The following is an 18,390-nucleotide window of genomic DNA, read 5'->3' as shown; positions in this document are numbered from 1 at the left end:
CTCATGGCGCCGTCCGCAACTGACCGGCACCCGTCACGACGAACTTCCTCGACGTGAGGTCGGTGACGCCGATCGGCCCTCGCGCGTGCAGCTTCTGCGTGGAGACGCCCAGCATCGGCCCGAGACCGAACTCATAACCGTAGGTGAACCGGGTCGACGCGTTGACGAAGACGGCGGCCGCGTCCACCGCGTACTGGAACTGGCGGGCGTTCGCCAGGTCGGCCGTCACGATCGCCTCCGAATGCCCGGTGCCGTACGTGTTGATGTGGTCGACGGCGGTCTCCAGGTCCGGCACCACGCGCATGGCCACGGTCGGGCCGAGGAACTCCGCGCGCCAGTCCTTCTCGTCGGCCCGGGTGGCCTCCGGGGCCGCCGCGCACACCTGGAGGCAGCCGTGCACGGCGACCTCGGCCCGGTGCAGTTCGGCGACCAGGCTGCTGACGTAGCCCGGCGCGTGCGCGGCGTGCACCAGCACGGTCTCCACCGCGTTGCACATGGTCGGCGCGGAGAGTTTCGCGTTGAGCACGATCCGGGTCGCCGAGTCGAGGTCCGCCGACGCGTCGACGTAGATGTGGCAGTTGCCGCCGCCGGACGCGAGGACCGGCCAGGGAGAGCGCCGCCGCACCTCAGCGATGAAGGCGTCGCTGCCCCTGGCCACGACCAGGTCGATCCGGTGGTCGCCGCCGAGCAGGTCCCACAGTGCCTCCCGTGACGGATCGTCGACGTACCGGATGGTGCCCGGTGGGACACCGACGTCCTTCAGGCAGTCCTGGATGATCCGCACCAGTAGCCGGTTCGTCCGCGTCGATTCCCTGCCACCCCGGAGGACGATGGCGTTGCCGCTCTTCAGCGCCATCGCCGCGGCCTCGAGGGTCACCTCGGGACGGCTTTCGTACACGGCAGCGATGACTCCGAGCGGAACGCGCATCCGGCCGACCAGGAGGCCGTTCGGCTGCGGACGGAGTTCAGAGATCTCTCCCACCGGGTCCGGGCACTCGGCGAGCCACCGGACACCGTTGATGATCCGGTCGAACCGGGGGCGTTCCACCAGCATCCGCCGCAGCGCCTTGCCCGTGACCGAGCCTGTCCGCTCCGCCCGTGCGAACTCGTCCTTGTTGGTCTCAGCGATCTCGCCGAACCGCTCCGCCATCGCATCCGCCACCGCGTGCAGGGCGGCGCGCTTCTGGTCTCCTGTCAACCGTGCCGCTGCCGCCGCGGCCCGCCGGTCGACCACGTCCCCGGTCACCGGCGCACCACCTCGTCGAACACGGAGAGCGTGGTGCTCTCCAGGAGCTTGAGGTCCTCGGAGGTGATGTTCAGCGGCGGGGTGAGACGCACGACCGAGCGTCGCTGGCCGCCGACGCCCACGAGGACGCCGCGCGCCATCATCTGGCGCCGGAACGCCATGGCCTGATCGGGCGAGGGCCACTCCAGGCCGATGAGCAGCCCCTGCCCGCGCACCTCGACGTCCGCCGGCGCCGCGGAACGCAGCGCGTCCATCAGCTGGTTGCCCGCTCGTTCCGACGCGTCTGCCAGGCCGCCCGCGGTCAGCTCCCGGAGCACCGCCTTGCCCACCGCGCCCACCAGGGCCCCGTTCCCGCCGAACGTGGTCGAGTGGTCGACGGGTGCCCAGCACGAGCCGAGGTCGTCCGGGGTCAGGACGGCGCCGACCGGCAGGCCGGCGCCGAGCGGCTTGCCGACCACCAGGATGTCCGGCCTCACTCCGGAGCGCTCGAAGGCGAACGTCGTGCCTGTCCTGCCGAGGCCGGTGAAGATCTCGTCGAAGATCAGCAGCGCACCCCGTGCGTCGCACAGTTCGCGCAGCGCGCGGAGGAAGCCATCGGCAGGCACGATCACCCCGCCCACTCCAAGCACCGGTTCCGCGACGACGGCGAGCAGGTCGTCCTGGGACCGCGCGTCCAGTTGGCGTCCCAGCTCGTCGAGGTCCACCTCGCCGGTTCGGGGCACCGGCAGGTGCACGATCCCCGGATAGAGACTGAAACCGGGCAGACCCGTCTTGTAGATGTTCATCCCGGTGAGTGCGAGCGCGATGCCGGACCGCCCGTGATAACCGTTCTCCAGCGCGGCGATGGAATGGCCGAACCTGCCGCGGGAGGCCTGGAACTTCTTGGCCAGCTTGACCGCGGTCTCGATCGCTTCGGAGCCGCTGTTGGCGAAAAAGACGCGCTGAAACGAGCCACCGGCCAGTTCGGTGAGCTCTTCCGCCAATGCGATGACCGGTTCATTGAGCTGAAAACTCGAATGAACGAGTGCGCCCGCTTGCCGCTCGATTGCCGAGACCACCGCCGGATGACCGTGGCCCAGCAGGTGCACACCGGGCCCCGCGACACAGTCCAGATAGCGGTTTCCCTCGATGTCGACGAGCCAGGAGCCGCTGCCACTGCGCATGACCGGGCCATCGAGCAGGGTGGCCACCAGCGCCGGATGCGTCATCGTATGCTCCCGGCGGGCTCCTCGCTCGCAGCCCGGCTGGAAACCGCGCCTCCCGGTGCTGGTGAACCCGCGGGACTCTGCCTCACTTCGGGTGCGAACCGCTGTACCGTCTCCAGCGTGATGGAGGCCTGGTCCGCCATTCTCTCGCCGTCCTCGGCTCCGGTGAACTGGCCGTGCGCACCGACCACTGAATTGCCCGTCTTCAGATACACCGGTCGTGCGACGCGCACGATGTCGGGTGCCTCGTACGTTCTGATGAACCCGCCGGATGACGGCGGGTTGTCCGTATGCACGTCGAGCGGCACGGCGATCTGCTGCCGGACAGCCGCGATGGCGGGCAGGGGGAGGTCCCTGACCGGGTTGATGCTGTCCGCGCCGAACTCCTCCAGCATCGAGATGCTGATGGGATTGGCGTAGCCGAGGTGCGCGGAGGCCTTGAACGTGGTGTCCGCCGGCAGCAGACCCGCCTTCCTGGCCTGCCCGAGTGTCTTCAGCAATCCCTCGTCGTACACGACGAACGAACGGCAGCCCAATTCGAGGCCGCGCAGCACGTCGTCGAGCGCGCGCCGGATCTGGTCGAACCCGCGCAGCCGGTACCCGATGAAACTGCCGTGCTGAGTCAATCGGGTGGGGCACGTGTCGTACGTGGCACGCGGGCCCACCGAGAAGACCGTGGTGATGCCTTCGTCCGCGGCCAGCCTCAGATAGTCGGTCAGTTCTTCCCTGGTGTGCCGGAAGAGACCGACCGTCTCGGTCACTCTGTTCACGGTCATGCCTCTGCGCCGGGCCTGATCCACCAGTGCTCGGAAGGTGCTGAAGCTGTTGACGACCGGCACTTCGATCCGGAAGTCGGCACCATCGGGGAAAGAATGCGGTGAACGACTGAGGCTGTAGTCGTCCTGTTCTGGAAGTCCCAGGCTACGTAATATCTCCACGCCTAACAATGAGCATTCCCTTCGCGAGCCCAACCGGGACTGGGCGGATGATGGATAGACACTGATGACCGCGCCGAACGGGACGCCAGCCGTGACCAGGTTCTGTCGTAAGCGCTTTCACGTGGTGGTACTCAAGGCGACATGTCGGGCCGTGGACATGTGTCTGTCGCACCGATTGGTTCGTGACGAACTGCGGGATTCGGCCGCCCCGTTGCTGCCTTCCTTCTACTCCACCCGTCCGCCGGGCGGTGGGACCGCTCCGGTCGATGAGCGAGCGATGTGCACGGCCGTGGTGTACGTCGTCACCGGTGGGCGCGCCTGGCGGCACCTGCCGAAGATCTTCGAGGTCTTCCCGGCCAGGGCACGTCGCCGGTGCACCGCCTGGGCCGAGGCGACGGAGGTGTGGCGGCAGTTGCATCGGAAGGTCTTGGACGGGCTCGGCTCGGGGTGCCCACCGGATGCGCTCGGCGCAGGCACCGCAGGCGCCGCCCCGGCGGCAAGCTCCGCTCCGCCGAGTACCTCGCCTGACTGCGAGAACGCACCTTCGTCCCGCGCGTCAGCCGCCCCCGGATCGACTCCAGCAAGCGGCTCGGTGACACCGCTGGAAGGTCGAGCGGTCGCTCTCGTGGCTGTTCGGCCACCACCGCCGCACCGTGCGATACGAGCGCAAGGGCCGGCAGTACGACTCCAGGCCTGAATTCCATGCACTTCCTCCAGACGGCGTCAAGGTAGCTGGGGAACGCCGCCCTCAGACCTTCTTTTCCGGCCATCACGCCAGGCATCGAAATTGAGCCAGGAACCGGCACCCAGCGCGCCGCGGTCGCGGTGACGAGGAAATGTGAGCGTGCGATCACTGACGCGCAGGCGTTGATCGAGCAGGGGCGGCGCTATCGCCTTCCGTCTCCGCATGATCCGGAAGGAAAGGCGGTGGCACACCTTCTGCTGGCCCCGTTGATACCCAGCGACTTCGCGAGGCTGCGTGTCGCCCTGGGCCATCGCGGTGAGCCCGCCCCGGGCGTAGTCGTCGCTTCCTGGCGGCCTCACGAGCGGCATACAGCGCAACGCAGGCAAGGCCGCCGCACAGCTCCGGCGTGTCGGTGGCGGGCAGCTCCGGCCGCGCGACGGGCGTGGTCGTCTCGCTCATCCCACCCGCCTACCGGCGCCCGAAGGTCATCAGCGAGTCGCGGGCACCGCTCACCAGCTCCAGACCACGGCGCACCAAGTCGGAGCCGTAGTGCTGCTCCGCGGCCGCGCCGCCCAGGGTGTCAACCGCCACGGTGACCGGCGAGGTGGCACCCACCGTCAGCCACTGCCGGGCCTCCGCGCGGGCCAGCTCCACCACGTCGTCCTCGAGGTCCCCGGGCGTCCTGACGTTGGCCGTTCGCCCCCTATCAGGTCTTGCTCTGCGCCCGTCGGCGCGGCCTGGCGGCCGTGCAGACCGGCGGGCGGGGTGAGGTCACGCGGGGGTGTGGAGCGGTGGGTGCTCGAGCACGCGGGGCTTGTACTCGACGAGCTGGATGCGGCCGTCGAAGGTGCGGTGCTCGGTCATCTCCAGGGCGACGTCCGGATAGCCGTCGTAGATGCGTTCCGCGCCCGTGGCCCCGGTGATCACCGGGAACATCACGACCCGGAAGCGGTCGACGAGTCCGGCCCGCAGCAGGGACCGGCACAGACTGAGGCTGCCGATCGTGCTGAGGAGCCCCGAGCCGCCCGACTTCATGGCACGGACCGCCTCGACGGCGTCGCCGCGCACGAGCGTGGAGTTGGCCCACGTCAGCGGCTCCTCGATGGAGGAGGAGAACACCACCTTGGACGCTTGCGTGAGCTCGTCCACGGACGCCTCTTCCTCGGGCCTGAACTCGTCCTGGCCGCCGGGGACCTCGCCCGCGGCGAAGCCCGACATCAGGCGGTAGGTGTTCGCTCCCATCAGATAGGTGACCTCGGGCTGCTTCCCGAGCCATGCGAGGTACTCCGGGCCCTCCAGGCCCCAGAACCCGGGCCATCCCTCTCCCGATGCGTGACCGTCGAGGGAAGTGATGAAGTCGACGAGAAGCTCCGACATGGCAGTGTCCTTTCCTGAGGTGTCACGAGCTTGGACCGGCCGGGGGCCACAAACTCATCGGCCACGCGGTGCGGGCCTTGGCTACGGCGTTGCGCGCGGCGACGGCGGCGTTCTTGGCGGCGGCCGCGCGCGGGCGTCCTTGGACGCGGCGATGGCGGCCCCGTAGGCGGCTGCGGCGGCGGACCCGCGCTGGCGGCGGCCTGGCTCGCTGCGGTGGAGGCGTAGGCGGCGCGGCGCGAGGCCTGAACGGCGGCGTGGGAGGCGCGGATCGCGGCCCGGGCGGAGTTGGCCGGGCCTTTGGCCGACTCGGCGGCTTTGCGTGCGGCTCTGCCGGACTTCACCACGTCGGCCCGGGCCGCCTTGGCCTCGGCCGCGGCCTTCTCCGCCGCTTCCTTGGCCTTCTCCGCGGCGGTCTGGGCGCGGGCGGCGGCCTCTTCGGCCTGCTTCGTCTTCGCGTCGGCCTTCTTGCCCTCGCGTTCGACCACCGCCACGAGTTCCTCGATGGTGGCGGACTCCTGGTCGCGGGCGCGGGCGATGTGCTGGCCGGTGTCGAGGAACCACTCCACGTCCGCGGCCGTGCCCGACACGGCACGGTCTGCACGCAGGGTGCCCTCCGCCAGCTCCCAGCCCCACGCGCGTGAGGGCACGCTCATCCTGCGCAGCAGCGAGAGCACAGAGACGGAGCTGCGCGCCCGGCTCCAGGGGGGGGAGGGCACCCCTTGCCCGACGCGCCTCAGCGGGCAGGCATGTACGAGAAGTAGGGCTGGAAGGGGTCGTTCCAGGAGAAGCCCGCGGGGAGCAGGAACGTCGGGCTGTCGCGGCAGTTGGCTCTGGGCCAGAAGTGCAGCGGGAGGTTGGTGCGATTGGTGCCGCTCACCGCGCCCGCGGCCACGTTGCGGCAGACGCCGATCTCCGGGTCGCGATCGATGGTCCGGTTGCCTAAGCGATCAAACCATTGCACGTAGCACTCACCAGTGCTCGGTGCGTCACAGGCCGGCTCCAAGGCACGCGCCTGGGCCCGAGGTTCCGCGTGGACCGCACCCGGCGCCAGACCGATCACAGCAGCGGTGAGCGCGCAGCCGAGCACGAGGCGCGGAGCCGCTTTCTGACACCACACAACCACACCTCATCAAGGAGGAACGAACGGCCCCACACGAGGCCCTGCCTCCATGCTCGGCCCGTGCCGCACATCAGTCGATCACTCACAAGGAGGAAGGAGCGGGCCCGCATCCAGGCTGCGGAGGCTCACTCATGACGCTCACCGGGCGCCGGGCGCATCCCGCACGGCGCCCGGGAGTGCGTGTGCGCACCCTGGCACGACGCGCTCCGACGCGCCGCCGTCGCCCGCCACGCCCTTCATCGGGCACCCTGCCCCTCCCGTTAGGGCCTGTGCGAAGGCCGCCGCCCTGGGGCGTTCGCGGGGCGGGCTGACCAGCACGGTGCGCCTGGCGGCCGAACGGCGCTGCCGTCCGCTGTCCTTCGCGCTCGCCCCCGGGCAGGCCGCCGCGGCGGGCGTCCCCTCACCTACGACGCCGGCCTCTACCGGGACCGCAACACGGTCGAGCGCCTGATCAACAAACTCAAAGCGTGGCGCGGTATCGCCACCCGCTACGACAAGACCCCCGAGAGCTACCTCGCCGCACTCCACCTCCACGGCGCGATCATCTGGCTCCGCAGCCTCACTTGAAGACCCGAACTCCGTCTAGAAAGGTATGCGACGGCGGGCAGGCGGTGCGGCGACAGCTCGTGCGGGTGGGGGACAGAGAGCCGCTCCGGCGGCAGGGTGGACAGCACGTTTATGACGATGCCCTCCTGGAGTCGGTGCCGCGCAGCAGGTCCGCGGCTCGTTCGGCCACGGCGTACACCGTGGCGACCGTATTGGCCGACGGAATGGACGGGAACACCGAGGCGTCGGCGACCCGGAGTCCGTCGATGCCGTGGACCCGCAGGTCGGGACCGGTGACAGAGAGGGGATCGGCCCCCATCCGGCAGGTGCCCACCGGATGGCAGTACGAGGTGAGGGTCCGGCGCACGAACCCGCGCACGGCATCGTCGTCGTCCGCGTCCGGCCCGGGAACCACCTCCCGACCACGCCACGGCGCGAGCGCCGGGGCGTAGCCGATCTCCCGGACGAGCCGCACACCGGCGACGACCGCTGCCAGGTCACGCTCGTCGGTGTAGTAACCCGGATCGAGCACCGGCGCCGCACCGGGATCGTCGCTTGCCAGCCGCAGCGTGCCGCGGCTGTACGGGCGGATCGCGGAGACAGCGATGGTGTAGCCGTCCTCCGGGTTGGCCGAGGCCAGATGGGAAGGCAAGTCGACGAAGACGACCTGGAGGTCCGGCTCTTCGACAGCGGGGTCACTGCGTATGAGACCGATGGCTTCGCCGTGGTTGTTGCGCCGTGGCGGCAGCGGGCGGGCCGCGCTCGACGTGACGCTGACGATCGGATGGTCGTGGAGCCGGGCGCCGACGCCCGGCAGGTCGAGGACGGTCGTGACGCCCACGTCGGCCAGATGGGCCTGCGGGCCGACCCCCGACAGGAGCAGCAGCTGCGCGGAGCCGACGGCACCGGCAGTCAGGACGACTTCACCCGCGCAGTCGACGGTCACCTCGTCGGTACCGGTGCGGTACTCCACGCCGACACAGCGCCCGCCGCTGATGCGCAGCCGTCGCACCAGGGCGTCGGTCACGACGCTCAGGTTGGGCCGCTCCAGGGCTGGCGCGAGATAGGCGTCGGCGGCGCTCTGCCGCCTGCCGTCGACGATGTTGAGGTCCGCCAGTCCGAAGCCCTCCTCCAGGCCGCCGCTGATGTCGGCGGCCCTGGCATACCCCGTCTCCGCGGCCGCTTCCAGGCACGCTTCGATGACCGGATGCGGCGGGTCAGCGGGTCCCACGGTCAGGGGGCCGCCGATCCCGCGCAGTGCCGGATCGCGGCCCACCGCGGTCTCACTGCGCCGGAAGTACGGCAGCAGATCGTCGAAGCCCCAGCCCCTGGCGCCCTGGCTGGGCCACCGGTCGTAGCCCAAGTGGTGGCCGCGGGCGAAGACCATGCCGTTGATCGCCGAGGATCCGCCGAGCCCGCGCCCTCGCGGCAGCCGTATGGATGTGCCGGTGGCCGACTGCTCGACGGTGCAGTCCCCCCAGTTCGCGGGGGTCTGGAGCAGGGTCGGCCATGCGGGAGGCGAGGTCTGCGCGGGCAGCACCTTTGAGCCCCCCGCCTCGATCAGCAGGACATGAGTGTTCACGTCCTGTGACAGCCTCGCCGCCAGCACACAGCCGGCCGTCCCCGCGCCCACGATGACGAAGTCGAATCCCGGCAAGCGGTCCTCCTTCGGAGCGTCGTCACTCCTGCACGGCTTCGCCCAGCCGCCATCAGATATCGAAGCATCACGGAAGCACGGCGGGAAGATTGCGTGCCCTTTGGTTCCGTCACCTTGATTCCGTCACCGTGATGGTCCGAAACACCGCCGACCAGGCCCCGTATCTGGGGCTGACGCGCTACGAAACAGGTGACCAAGACCGCTTCTTCGGCCGAGACGACCCCGTCCAGGAGCTGATGGTCATGGTGCGCGAGAGGCCCTTGCCGGTGCTGGCCGGCCCGTCTGGCAGTGGTGAGTCCTCGCTCCCGCGCGCCGGACCGGTCCCGACCCTGCGCACTGCTTCCACCGCCCGCTGCTCCATACGCCGTAGGACGACGGCGAAGCCCGGCCGCTGCCCAGCGCACGGCACCTCCGTCCAGGCACTCCGATCGGTGTCCAGCCACAACCTGATCACGACTCCGCACAGGCCCTAGGTGTCGAAATGGATATCGGCAACCTAGGGCAGCGGGGGCCTGAGTCACTCAACACACTACGAACAGAGGGTATTTGATGCCCCGCAGCCCGCGACCGGCCCGCCCCGCCGATCGCGGGCTCGTGTCAGGGCCGCGGTGTGGCAAGCCCGCAGACGAACAACCCAGGACGGCAGAAAGAGCCAAAGACACCAGAGCGGCGGGAAACTCGGCGGAGAGCGACAGCGCCGGGGGCGGCGAGGTACCCGGCGGGGGTGAAGGCGCCAGAAAACTGATGCACCGTCAAGCCACAGCCAAGGGGCGGGAAACAGCCACCCGCCCCCACCACGGATGACGACCTTCCACTTTCAGCCACCCAACCGCCCCTCACACCCCGCCCCGCACCCCCAACTCCCCGCCCCGGGCGAACAGTTCCGGTCAACTCCGCCACCACCCCCGCCCCCGCCGCACCCCGCACCGGCACTCGCCGCGCCTCCGGGTGCACCCGCCCGACGAGCCGCCCTTCCCCCACCGCCCCGCACCCCGCCCCCCAGCCACGGCACCCCGTGCCACGGGCAGGATCCGGACACCCCTCGACAACAAAAAGAACACTCGTTATGTTGCTGGACGGCGAGACAGCGCCAACCGAGCACAAGTGCAAGCGGTCACTCGCAACCACTCAGCGGGGCTCACCATGCCTGTCACCCAGCACCTCACCCGACACCCGCACACCCCACCCACACACCCGCACAGCCCACCCTCCGCACCCCACCACGTTAACAAACACAACCCGCCGGGATCCTCACTACGACACCCTGCGCCCCGACACCTGCACCGTCACCGTGATGGCCGGCACCACCCCTCTACACCCCACCCCCACCTCAACGACCCTCCCCGTTCATCGAAACCATCCGCCAGCTTCCCCTCCTCGCCCACAACGCCTACCACCCCCACAACCACCACCTCATCTGGCACTCCCCACCGACATCAGCCCCCACGCCATGCAACACACCCCCACCACCCCACCCACCCATGTCCGTCCGATCAGCCGCCGCGCAGACGGCCGCCTCACCGCCACCTCCACGTAATCCTCCGATCACCCCACCGCGCGACCGCAAAACCTTCCGCTCACCGCAAATCTGCCAGCGCGTCGCAATCCCCCTAAACCCCACCACTTCCCCCCACCCACCCACCCCACTCGACCGCCGGAACCCTCACGACGTCTCCCCACCCCACCCCACCATGGACCTCCGACGACGCCACCCGCTCCCCGTTTCGCCAATCGTCAACCACGCCAGGCATGCTCATCGAAGGCCAGCTCGCCACACGCCACCCACCGCCAGCCCATCGCCACCGACACGGCGATACGCGCCTGACCGCCACCACAACGCCGCAGACAACACCGACCGGATTGATTGCCGGGATCGGCACGCCATGCACCCTCACCCGCCCCCCCCACACACCACCGCCCCACCCCACCCCCCCACCCCCCCACCCACATTCCTCAGTTCATCGAATACACCACCCCACCCACATCACCACCACCAGCACAACCGACACCCACACCACCGGCACCGGCACCGGCACCGGCACCGGCACAGCCACCACCCACATCACCGCCACCCAGAACAACCAAACCGCCTTCACCAGCACCATCACCACCACACCCCACCCCTAGAACCAACCCACCAACCCACCAACAAACAGCCACCCACAGCAAACCCCCGGTACCCGCTCACCCACCCACAACCAACGCCCGCTGAACGCCCCACACAGCGGGCACCCCCACACCCAGCACCGCCGGACAACGCAGATGACGAAGATCTCGGACGAAGATCTCATGGGCACGGATCCAGAGGGTTGTTCCCGGCTTCAGGGGCACCTCGTCACGCCGGTGTTGATCGGTTGTTGATCGGTGGGCGGTTCACTACACGTGATGCCCCGCTCTTCGGGACCTCACGTACCGCCCTCCACCAGACAACAGCCACGTCTAACGATCCGAGAGGATCGAAGGGTCCCGTCCGCCGGAAGTCTGTGGGGTGGGGGTACCTCGCCGGCCCTTCTCACTCATACACAGAGGATCAGTAAGAACACCGTGAGTACAGTCGCCCTCTCCTCGGTCGTTTGTCTTCCGCCCACCGCTCGTGTCGTGCGCGAGGGTGCCACGCTCGCGCTGCGGGAGTTCGTCCCGTCCGACGCCGACGTGCTGGCCGAGATCCTTGGCGACCCTCATGTCATGCGCCACACCTCGTCCGGTGCGATGTCGTACGAGGCCGTCGTCGATCTGGTGCGTGAGGCCGAGGCGGACCAGGCGGATCCCGCTCGGAGCCGACACCGGCTCGCCATCGTCCAGCGGGAGGACGGCGCCCTCGTCGGCACGGTGACGGTGGAGCGCGAGCAGTACTCGAGTGTCTACAGCCACTCGATCATCCTGCGGCCCCACCTGGCGAACCTCTCGGCGGGCTATGAGACGAGCCAGCTCGTCGCGGGCCTCGCCTTCGACGAACTCGGTGTCCATCGGCTGTGGTTCATGACAGCGGTCGACAACCTCGCCGCCCAGCGGCTCTTCCTCGCCTCCGGGAGCACGCGGGACGGGAAGGTCCGGGAGCTCTACTTCCGCGACGGACGCTGGTGGGACTGCTACATGTTCACCATCCTCGAACACGAATGGCGCGCTCGGGCACACCTCACGCTGCGCGAGGCCCTTGCCCTCCTTCGGCGACAGGAACAAGAGCCGCAGACTTTCCGGTCCGCCGTGGCCTAACGCGGCGTTCGCTCGCCCGTTCGTGAGCGTCTGGCGGCGGGCCCGGTCCGGCTCTCGTCCGCGGCCGCGGTGCCCAGCGCACCGACCCGCTTCCCGCGGTAGCAGGTCACGTCAGGCTGTCGGCCATGTGGTCGCCGAGCCGCGGCAGCCAGTCAGGGCGTGCGTTGCCGAGCAGGTGGTCGCCGTGCGGGACGGACAGGTAGCTGCCGCGCGGTGCAAGGCGGGCCAGGGGCTCGCCGTTGGTCACGCCGGGGATGACGTCCTGGCCGCCGTCCACGACCAGGAGCGGCGCCGCGATGCGGGGTGCCAGGGGGACGAGATCCACGTGGCGTACGAACGCGTGGGCGGCGTCGGGCCCTCCGGCGCGCTGGGCCATGAGGTCGCGTACGGGCGGGGGCAGTTCCTGCCAGTCGAGGCGGAAGGGGCCGCTGACGGTGGCGGCGGCCGCCACGCGCGGCTCCAGCGCCGCGGTCCGGGCCGCGAAGTAGCCGCCCAGGCTGAGGCCGACGAGACCGATGCGGGTGACGCCCAGGGCGTCGACGACTCGGCCCACGGCCCTCTCGTAGTCCGGCACGAACGTCGTGGTGGCCGCGAGGGCGCCCTGTCCGGGGCCGTCCATCGCGAACACCGCGAGCCCCCTGGCCAGCAGCGCGGACACCAGATCCAGGAACTCTTCCTTGGCCGAGTCCAGGCCGGGGACGACGACCACGGTCCCCGGCGCGTCGGCGGGGCCGCGCAGCCAGCCGGTGAAGCCCTCGCCGCTCACCCGCCGCGCACCGGGTTCCAGCACCGCCAGTGCCCGGCCCAGGGCGCGATCCGCTTCGGCGGCCGCCCGATGTGCTTCCGCGTACGGCGCGAGGGTGGCCAGGTGGAACCATCGGGCCGCCGTCAGCAGGTACTCACCTGCGGAAAGGGGCGATTCCGCGTTGTCCGCGCGCTGGAGGTAGGTGTGCCCGGTGTGCAGGAAGGCGGGTCCCCAGTCGGTGACGGAGGTGAGGTCCTCGGTGACGCGTCGGTACTCGTGCGGGTCCACGCCCGCACCGGTGGCGCGGGTCCACTGGGCGGCGGCGTACTCGGTGGCGTTCATCGTGCTCCTCCGATCGTCAGGACGGCCTTGCCGCGTATCCGGCGCTCTCGCAGGTCGACAAGGGTGTCGGCGGTGTGTGCCCAGTCGGCGGTGCGGCCGATCTCCGGGTGCAGTCGGCCCTGTTCGACAAGGCGTACCAGTGCGGCGAGATCGGAGTCGTACGGGGCGCCGGCGTAGTGGAAGTGCTGGATCGTGGCGCGCTCGGGGCCGCGGAGGAGCTGGAAGAAGTCGAGGGTCGCCGGGGTGCGGCTCGCCTGGCCGAACCAGACGAGGGTGCCGCCCGGGCGCGTCTTCGACAGGGCCAGCGGCAGATCAGGGCCACCCGTGGACTCCAGCACGAGGTCGAACGGCCCCCGCGCCGCGGCGACCTCGTGCACCACCCGCGCGCCGAGCTCCACGAGCCGCTCACCGCGCGACGGCGTGGCCGTCACCGCGGTCAGCTCCGCTCCGGCCCCGATGGCCATCTCGGTGACGTAGTGGCCGACGCCACCGGAGGCGCCGGTCAGCAGCACCCTGCGGCCGGCCAGGGAACCGGCCGTACGCAGCAGCCGCAGGGCGGTGATCCCGGCCAGGGGAAGGGCCGCGGCCCGTGTGCTGTCGATGCCGTCCGGGAGCACCGCGAGCGAGTGCGTGGGCACGGCAGCGTACTCGGCCCAGCCGCCCTGTGCCGGATGCCCGACGACGCGGGTGCCGATGCCGGGGCCGGAGCCGTCGGCCGCCGCCTGGACGACGAGCCCCGCGACGTCCTTGCCGGGCAGCAGTTCCGGCCGGGGGTGTTCGAGAAGGAAGGTCTCGCCCCGGTTGGGCGCGAACGCCTCGACCTTGACCAGTGCCTCGTCGGGCTCCGGCACGGGCTGGGGGACCTCGGCGAAAGCGACGGGGCACGCCGCTCGCCCCGTGGGGATCAGTCTGTGCATGCCCAGGATGCAACCCCGTACGGCCCCACGGGATCCAACAACGACCGGGCGAGGCCGACAACCATCAGTTGTCACCTATGGTGAGAGCCATGGATCTCGACGTGGCGCAGGTACGTGCCTTCGTGCGCACCGCCGACGAGCTGCACTTCGGGCGGGCGGCCGGGACGCTCGCCCTGTCCCAGCAGGCCCTGTCCAAGAGGATCGCGCGGCTGGAGTCCCTGCTCGGCACCGAGCTGTTCCACCGCGGCGGCAGCGGCGTACGCCTCACCGAGGCCGGACAGCGCTTCCTCGCGCCGGCCCGGCAGGCCGTCGCCGCGGCCGACGCCGCCGTCACGGCGGTGGTCGGCGAGGACCGTCCGCTGCGCGTGGACGTCTGGGGGCACCTCTACGCGCCGATGCGTTCGCTGGCCCAGGTCGCCGGGCGAGCCGGGGAACTGGCGTTGGGGCACGGGCGCGACCTGGCCTCGGTATCTGCGGCACTGCTGCACGGCGACACCGACGCCGCCTTCGGCCGTGTCCACCCTCCGCTGCCCGGCGGCCTGGCCCATCGCCTCGTCCGCCTCGAACCGGTGGACGCCGTACTCAGCGCGGACCACCCCCTCGCGGCCGAACCGGCGCTGCGGCCGGACCAGTTGCGCGACAGCGTGCTGTGGACGCCCGGCGCTCTGGACCGGCTCGACTTCCTCCACCAGTTCGCCGTCCGGTTCGACATCCGGGACACGGCCGCAAGCGTCAACCTGGGGCTCGCCCACTTCCTCGCCGAGGTGGCACAGGGGCCACGACGCTTCTCACTGGTCCCCGCGGACGTACCTCTGCCGGAGGTCCCCGGACTGCGCTCGGTGCCCCTCGTCGCTCCCACGCCGCTGTACGCCTGGTCGCTGCTGTGGCGCACCGGCAACGGGCATCCGGGCCTCGACGGGCTCGCCACCGCCTGTGCGGAGGAGGCGAAACGGAGCCGGTGGCTGGAGTACGACCCGACCCGGGACTGGCTGCCCGAGCCGCCTCTTCGGTCCGCCGGGTGAGGGTCAGCCGCAGAACGCCTTGTCGAGGAGCGCGTCGACGGCGTCGTCCGGATCGCCGCGGAAGTCGGGCGTGAGCGCGACGGTGACCTGGCGGCGCCGGTCCTCGGTAGTGAACGACCAGGCCTGGTAGGCCAGGGCGTCACCGTCGTTGCCGTACACGCGGATCCCGCACGAGGTGTCCTGTCGGCGCAGTCCCAGCCCGTACGTACGGTCCTTGGTTCCTGGTGTCCGCATGGCGTCGAGCAGGTGGCCGGGCAGGAGGCGTCCAGCGAGCAGTGCGGCCATGAACCGGTTGAGGTCACTCGTCGTGGAGATCATCTCGCCGCCGGCGCCCAGCAGCGACGGATTCATCACGGTGAGGTCGACGAGTTGTCTTCCGGTGGCCCGCTGTATCGGTACGTAGCCGTGCGGGTGCGGCCCCCGCAGGCGCGGGGACGTCCCCGGCACCGAGGTGCCGCGCAACCGCAGGGGTCGGATGATCCGGCGTTCGATCTCCTCGCCGTACGGACGGCCGGTCGCCTTCTCGACGATCTGGCCGAGCAGCAGGTAGCCGGTGTTGGAGTACGCGTAGCCGGAGCCCGGGGGTTCGAACGTCGGCGGATCGGCCACCGCCCGCTGGATCAGCTCGGCCGCGGACCAGGTCCGCAGGCGGTTGTCCAGGAACTCCGGCGCCGGTGGCAGCGGCAGCGCGCGGCGGTAGTCCGGCACTCCACTCGTGTGGTTGAGCAGCTGCCGCACGGTGATCCGGTGACCGCGGGGGACGACACCGGGCAGCCACCTTCCGAGCGTGTCGTCCAACCGCAGGCGGCCCTCGGCCACGAGTTGCAGGACGGTGGTGGCCAGGAACGTCTTCGTGATGCTGCCCATCCGGAAGCGGCCGTGTGCCGGGACCGGCCGCGTCGTGCCCCGCTCGGCGACCCCGCTGGTGCCTTGCCACACGCCGTCTTCGTCACGTACCTCCATCAGCGCGCCCACGGCGCTCTGCGCGGTGATCTCGTCCAGCCCTCCCTGCAACCCGGTGCGATCCGCCGTCCCCGACACGGCGAGCGCGGCGGTCGGTGCCGCGAGCACCGCAACCGCCGTCGCCACCGTCACCAGCACGCGCTGCACGCGCTTCATCCCGGCCTCCCGATCAGCAGTGCTGACGACTCGCATCCGTCCCCGTCGCAGGGCCTGCCATGCGGTCGGCCCCGTGAACAATGAGCTTGCTGGAGCGGCCACTCCGTCGCGATGGGGCTCGTCGCCGTATCCGGTCGGGGGCCAACCCCACCTCCTTGCCGACGACACCGCCTCGACGCTGTCAGCAGCCCGGGGACGAGGCGGTGAGGGACGTTCGGCGTGCGGGGCAGCCGGAATCTCGGCTCTCCGTGGTGGTGACGGTCGTGCTGTGGGCAGCCGCTCCGGCGGTGACCGCGTCTGGGTGTCGCGGAACGGTGTTGCCCACATCAGCGAGTCGCCGGTCGAGCAGGACATGGTCGTCGGGTACGCCGGTGCCGGCGTCGTGGGCGGCATCGTCCTGCTGGTCCTGCGCGCCCGGTACGGGCGCCGCACGGAGGAGGTGGAGCCGGACCACGCCCCCCCCTGTGGGCACTCAAGGGGAGGTGACGGCCGAGTCGGACCCGGCGCCGCGCCGGAGCCTCGACAATCGCGGACGTGCTCGACGCGCGCCCCGGTCGACCGCATGCGGGCCTCTGGGGAGGACCCCTGCACAGCCCTGGCGAGCCCACTCCCGACAAGCCCGGCGCAGCCGTACCGTTGGCCCCATGTGCTGGAGCGCGACAGCCGACCTCATCGCGGGTACGGGCATCACGGCCGTAGGAGTCGCCACCGTGGCCCGGGCGGCCCGACGCCCCCGCGACCTGCCCCTGGCCGCGCTTCCCGTCCTCCTGGGAGTCCACCAGCTGATCGAAGCCGCCGTCTGGCACCACGACGGCGGGACCGGGCCCGCCACCGTCGCGTGGGCCGTCATCGCCCTGCCCCTGCTCCCGCTGTGGGTACCCGCCGCTGTCCTGTGCGCCGCGCCGCCCCGCGCCCACCGCCGCCTGCTCATCCCCCTCGCCGCGGGCATCGCGACAGCGGCAGTGCTCGCGTACGCGCTGGTCACTCGTACCGTAAGCGCCGAGATTCGCGGGCACACGGTCGGCTACGCCCTCGGGCTGTCCCACACGGAGCTGACCATCGCGGGCTATCTGCTCGCCACCATCGGCGCCCTGCTCCTCTCCGGGGACCGCGTCCTCATCCTCCTCGGTGTCCTGACCGCGATCGGGGCCGCGGTGTCCTTCGTCCTGTGGCGGCGGGAGTTCATCTCCACCTGGTGCGCGGCCGCCGCGGTGGCTTCGGTGCTGCTGTACCACTGGGCCGGGCAACGCCACTCCGCCGCCCCGGGAGCGGCGGCTTCCCGGTCGGGCGGTCACCGCTCCCAGCCCCACCGAAGGCCTTGACGTTCCACTGACCGGAACCGCACTGGCAGCCTACGGAGCCTTGGGGCACGGTGAGGGCGCCTCGGTGAACCGGAGTCCCAGGGAGGCCTGGTGCCGGGGTGAGCCTTTGACATCCCGTGCCGCAGGCGCCGGTTCCCGTGATCCGTGATGACGGGAACCGACGGAGCCAAGGAGTCACACATGGACGTGAGACAGCCCAAGCCGGGGTCGCCGCAGGGCGGCGGCGACACCGAGAACCCGGACCGGCGCACCATGCTCATCACCGTGCTCAAGGCGACCGCGGGCGCGGCGGGCGCCACCGCGATGGCCGGGGCCTTCGCCGGGCCCGCGGCGGCGGCAGGACCGAGGCGGAGTCCCGTATCGGTCCGCGCGAGCCAGGCGGACTGGCGGTTCTGCGTGAAGTGCTACGGCCTGTTCTTCCGCGGCTACCCGTCGGACGGCGCGTGCCCGGCGGGCGGCGGCCACGACTCTGCCGGATTCAACTTCAACCTGCCCCACGACGTACCGGAGACGCCGACCGCGCAGCGCAACTGGCGCTTCTGCGACAAGTGCTACGGCCAGTTCTTCTACGGCTACCCGACCAACGGCCGCTGCCCCACCGGCGGCGCGCACCGCATGGCGGGCTACGACTTCGTGCTGCCGCACGACATTCCCGAGAACGGCAAGTCGCAGCGCAACTGGCGCTTCTGCGACAAGTGTTACGGCCTCTTCTTCTACGGCTACCCCACCGACGGCGTCTGCCCCGCCGGTGGCGCCCACCGCAAGGCCGGCTACGACTTCGTGCTGCCGTATCTGTAGCCGGGCACCGGTGGCGAACCGTCCTGGTGCGGGCGCTGCGGGGCGATGCCCGTCGGGGTGTTGCCGTAGCTCGCGGCGGTCCGCACGCCGACAGCGACCAGCAGATCACCGGGCCATGACCGGGCCGGACCAACGTGC

16 protein-coding genes and 1 pseudogene are annotated in these 18,390 nt (G+C 70.7%); 5 read left to right on the top strand and 12 right to left on the bottom strand.

Going from position 1 to position 18,390, the window contains the following annotated elements; all coding sequences use genetic code 11:
- Position 1: 1 nt before the first annotated feature.
- The 7 genes from C9F11_RS42090 to C9F11_RS42055 all read right to left on the bottom strand — a co-directional run bounded on the left by C9F11_RS42090 (position 2) and on the right by C9F11_RS42055 (position 6,412).
- Complete coding sequence (locus C9F11_RS42090) at positions 2-1,246, bottom strand: glutamate-5-semialdehyde dehydrogenase (protein ID WP_138965783.1); 1,245 nt, start codon at positions 1,244-1,246, stop codon at positions 2-4.
- Positions 1,243-2,454 (bottom strand): aspartate aminotransferase family protein, encoded by a 1,212-nt coding sequence (locus C9F11_RS42085; protein ID WP_138965781.1) that lies wholly within the window; start codon positions 2,452-2,454, stop codon positions 1,243-1,245. Before C9F11_RS42085 ends, C9F11_RS42090 begins: the two co-directional genes overlap by 4 nt.
- A complete protein-coding gene (locus C9F11_RS42080; RefSeq protein WP_249402120.1) occupies positions 2,451-3,389 on the bottom strand; it encodes a peptidase in 939 nt (312 codons plus the stop codon). Before C9F11_RS42080 ends, C9F11_RS42085 begins: the two co-directional genes overlap by 4 nt.
- 1,153 nt (positions 3,390-4,542) lie before the next feature.
- A complete protein-coding gene (locus C9F11_RS42070; protein WP_138965776.1) occupies positions 4,543-4,728 on the bottom strand; it encodes a hypothetical protein in 186 nt (61 codons plus the stop codon).
- Between the two features lie 117 nt (positions 4,729-4,845).
- On the bottom strand, positions 4,846-5,427 hold the full coding sequence (locus C9F11_RS42065; RefSeq protein WP_269078150.1) for a dihydrofolate reductase family protein: 582 nt from the start codon (positions 5,425-5,427) through the stop codon (positions 4,846-4,848).
- Positions 5,316-6,125: a hypothetical protein gene (locus tag C9F11_RS42060; RefSeq protein ID WP_269078154.1), complete on the bottom strand. Its 810-nt coding sequence runs from the start codon at positions 6,123-6,125 to the stop codon at positions 5,316-5,318. The genes C9F11_RS42065 and C9F11_RS42060 overlap by 112 nt, the downstream gene beginning before the upstream one ends.
- A 59-nt stretch (positions 6,126-6,184) precedes the next feature.
- Complete coding sequence (locus tag C9F11_RS42055) at positions 6,185-6,412, bottom strand: hypothetical protein (protein ID WP_138965772.1); 228 nt, start codon at positions 6,410-6,412, stop codon at positions 6,185-6,187.
- Positions 6,413-6,988: 576 nt separating this feature from the next.
- On the opposite strand from C9F11_RS42055, the pseudogene C9F11_RS49135 reads away from it, so the two are divergent.
- Positions 6,989-7,138 (top strand): annotated as a pseudogene (locus C9F11_RS49135) (IS5/IS1182 family transposase); the annotation flags it as partial.
- 109 nt (positions 7,139-7,247) lie between these two features.
- Here the strand turns inward: C9F11_RS49135 and C9F11_RS42045 are convergent.
- Together C9F11_RS42045 and C9F11_RS47835 are read right to left on the bottom strand one after the other, a co-directional pair.
- Positions 7,248-8,774, bottom strand: a complete 1,527-nt coding sequence (locus C9F11_RS42045; protein WP_138965770.1) for a GMC family oxidoreductase N-terminal domain-containing protein — start codon at positions 8,772-8,774, stop codon at positions 7,248-7,250.
- 1,958 nt (positions 8,775-10,732) lie between these two features.
- Complete coding sequence (locus C9F11_RS47835; protein WP_171076036.1) at positions 10,733-10,888, bottom strand: hypothetical protein; 156 nt, start codon at positions 10,886-10,888, stop codon at positions 10,733-10,735.
- A gap of 484 nt (positions 10,889-11,372) precedes the next feature.
- Here C9F11_RS47835 and C9F11_RS42040 point away from each other — a divergent pair, with 484 nt between their 5' ends.
- Positions 11,373-11,987 (top strand): GNAT family protein, encoded by a 615-nt coding sequence (locus C9F11_RS42040; RefSeq protein ID WP_171076035.1) that lies wholly within the window; start codon positions 11,373-11,375, stop codon positions 11,985-11,987.
- Between the two features lie 106 nt (positions 11,988-12,093).
- On the opposite strand, the gene C9F11_RS42035 is transcribed toward C9F11_RS42040, so the two are convergent.
- Positions 12,094-13,074 carry an alpha/beta fold hydrolase gene (locus tag C9F11_RS42035; RefSeq protein ID WP_138965766.1) on the bottom strand — a complete coding sequence of 327 codons (981 nt, stop codon included), beginning with the start codon at positions 13,072-13,074 and terminating at the stop codon, positions 12,094-12,096.
- Complete coding sequence (locus tag C9F11_RS42030) at positions 13,071-13,991, bottom strand: zinc-binding dehydrogenase (RefSeq protein ID WP_138965764.1); 921 nt, start codon at positions 13,989-13,991, stop codon at positions 13,071-13,073. Before C9F11_RS42030 ends, C9F11_RS42035 begins: the two co-directional genes overlap by 4 nt.
- 89 nt (positions 13,992-14,080) lie before the next feature.
- Here C9F11_RS42030 and C9F11_RS42025 point away from each other — a divergent pair, with 89 nt between their 5' ends.
- Positions 14,081-15,013, top strand: a complete 933-nt coding sequence (locus C9F11_RS42025) for a LysR family transcriptional regulator (protein WP_138965762.1) — start codon at positions 14,081-14,083, stop codon at positions 15,011-15,013.
- Positions 15,014-15,016: 3 nt separating this feature from the next.
- On the opposite strand, the gene C9F11_RS42020 is transcribed toward C9F11_RS42025, so the two are convergent.
- Positions 15,017-16,132, bottom strand: coding sequence for a serine hydrolase domain-containing protein (locus C9F11_RS42020; RefSeq protein ID WP_171076034.1), 1,116 nt, complete (start codon positions 16,130-16,132; stop codon positions 15,017-15,019).
- Between the two features lie 644 nt (positions 16,133-16,776).
- Between C9F11_RS42020 and C9F11_RS42015 the strand changes: the two genes are divergently transcribed.
- The gene (locus C9F11_RS42015) at positions 16,777-17,454 is read left to right on the top strand and encodes a DUF6629 family protein (protein ID WP_138965760.1); all 678 of its coding nucleotides are present in this window, start codon (positions 16,777-16,779) and stop codon (positions 17,452-17,454) included.
- 180 nt (positions 17,455-17,634) lie between these two features.
- The gene (locus C9F11_RS42010; RefSeq protein WP_212767886.1) at positions 17,635-18,252 is read left to right on the top strand and encodes a hypothetical protein; all 618 of its coding nucleotides are present in this window, start codon (positions 17,635-17,637) and stop codon (positions 18,250-18,252) included.
- The last annotated feature ends 138 nt before the right edge of the window (positions 18,253-18,390 follow it).

Origin of the sequence: Streptomyces sp. YIM 121038, assembly GCF_006088715.1 — a bacterium.
Classification (GTDB): Bacteria; Actinomycetota; Actinomycetes; order Streptomycetales; family Streptomycetaceae; genus Streptomyces.
Note: the sequence above shows the minus strand (reverse complement) of the source record. Positions and strands in the feature narration are given on the sequence as shown.

Coding starts and splice junctions, on each gene's coding strand:
- C9F11_RS42085 (WP_138965781.1), bottom strand. CDS start 2,454: ATGACGCATCCGGCGCTGGTGGCCACCCTGCTCGATGGCCCGGTCATG.
- C9F11_RS42035 (WP_138965766.1), bottom strand. CDS start 13,074: ATGAACGCCACCGAGTACGCCGCCGCCCAGTGGACCCGCGCCACCGGT.
- C9F11_RS42030 (WP_138965764.1), bottom strand. CDS start 13,991: ATGCACAGACTGATCCCCACGGGGCGAGCGGCGTGCCCCGTCGCTTTC.
- C9F11_RS42025 (WP_138965762.1), top strand. CDS start 14,081: ATGGATCTCGACGTGGCGCAGGTACGTGCCTTCGTGCGCACCGCCGAC.
- C9F11_RS42020 (WP_171076034.1), bottom strand. CDS start 16,132: ATGAAGCGCGTGCAGCGCGTGCTGGTGACGGTGGCGACGGCGGTTGCG.
- C9F11_RS42015 (WP_138965760.1), top strand. CDS start 16,777: ATGTGCTGGAGCGCGACAGCCGACCTCATCGCGGGTACGGGCATCACG.
- C9F11_RS42010 (WP_212767886.1), top strand. CDS start 17,635: ATGGACGTGAGACAGCCCAAGCCGGGGTCGCCGCAGGGCGGCGGCGAC.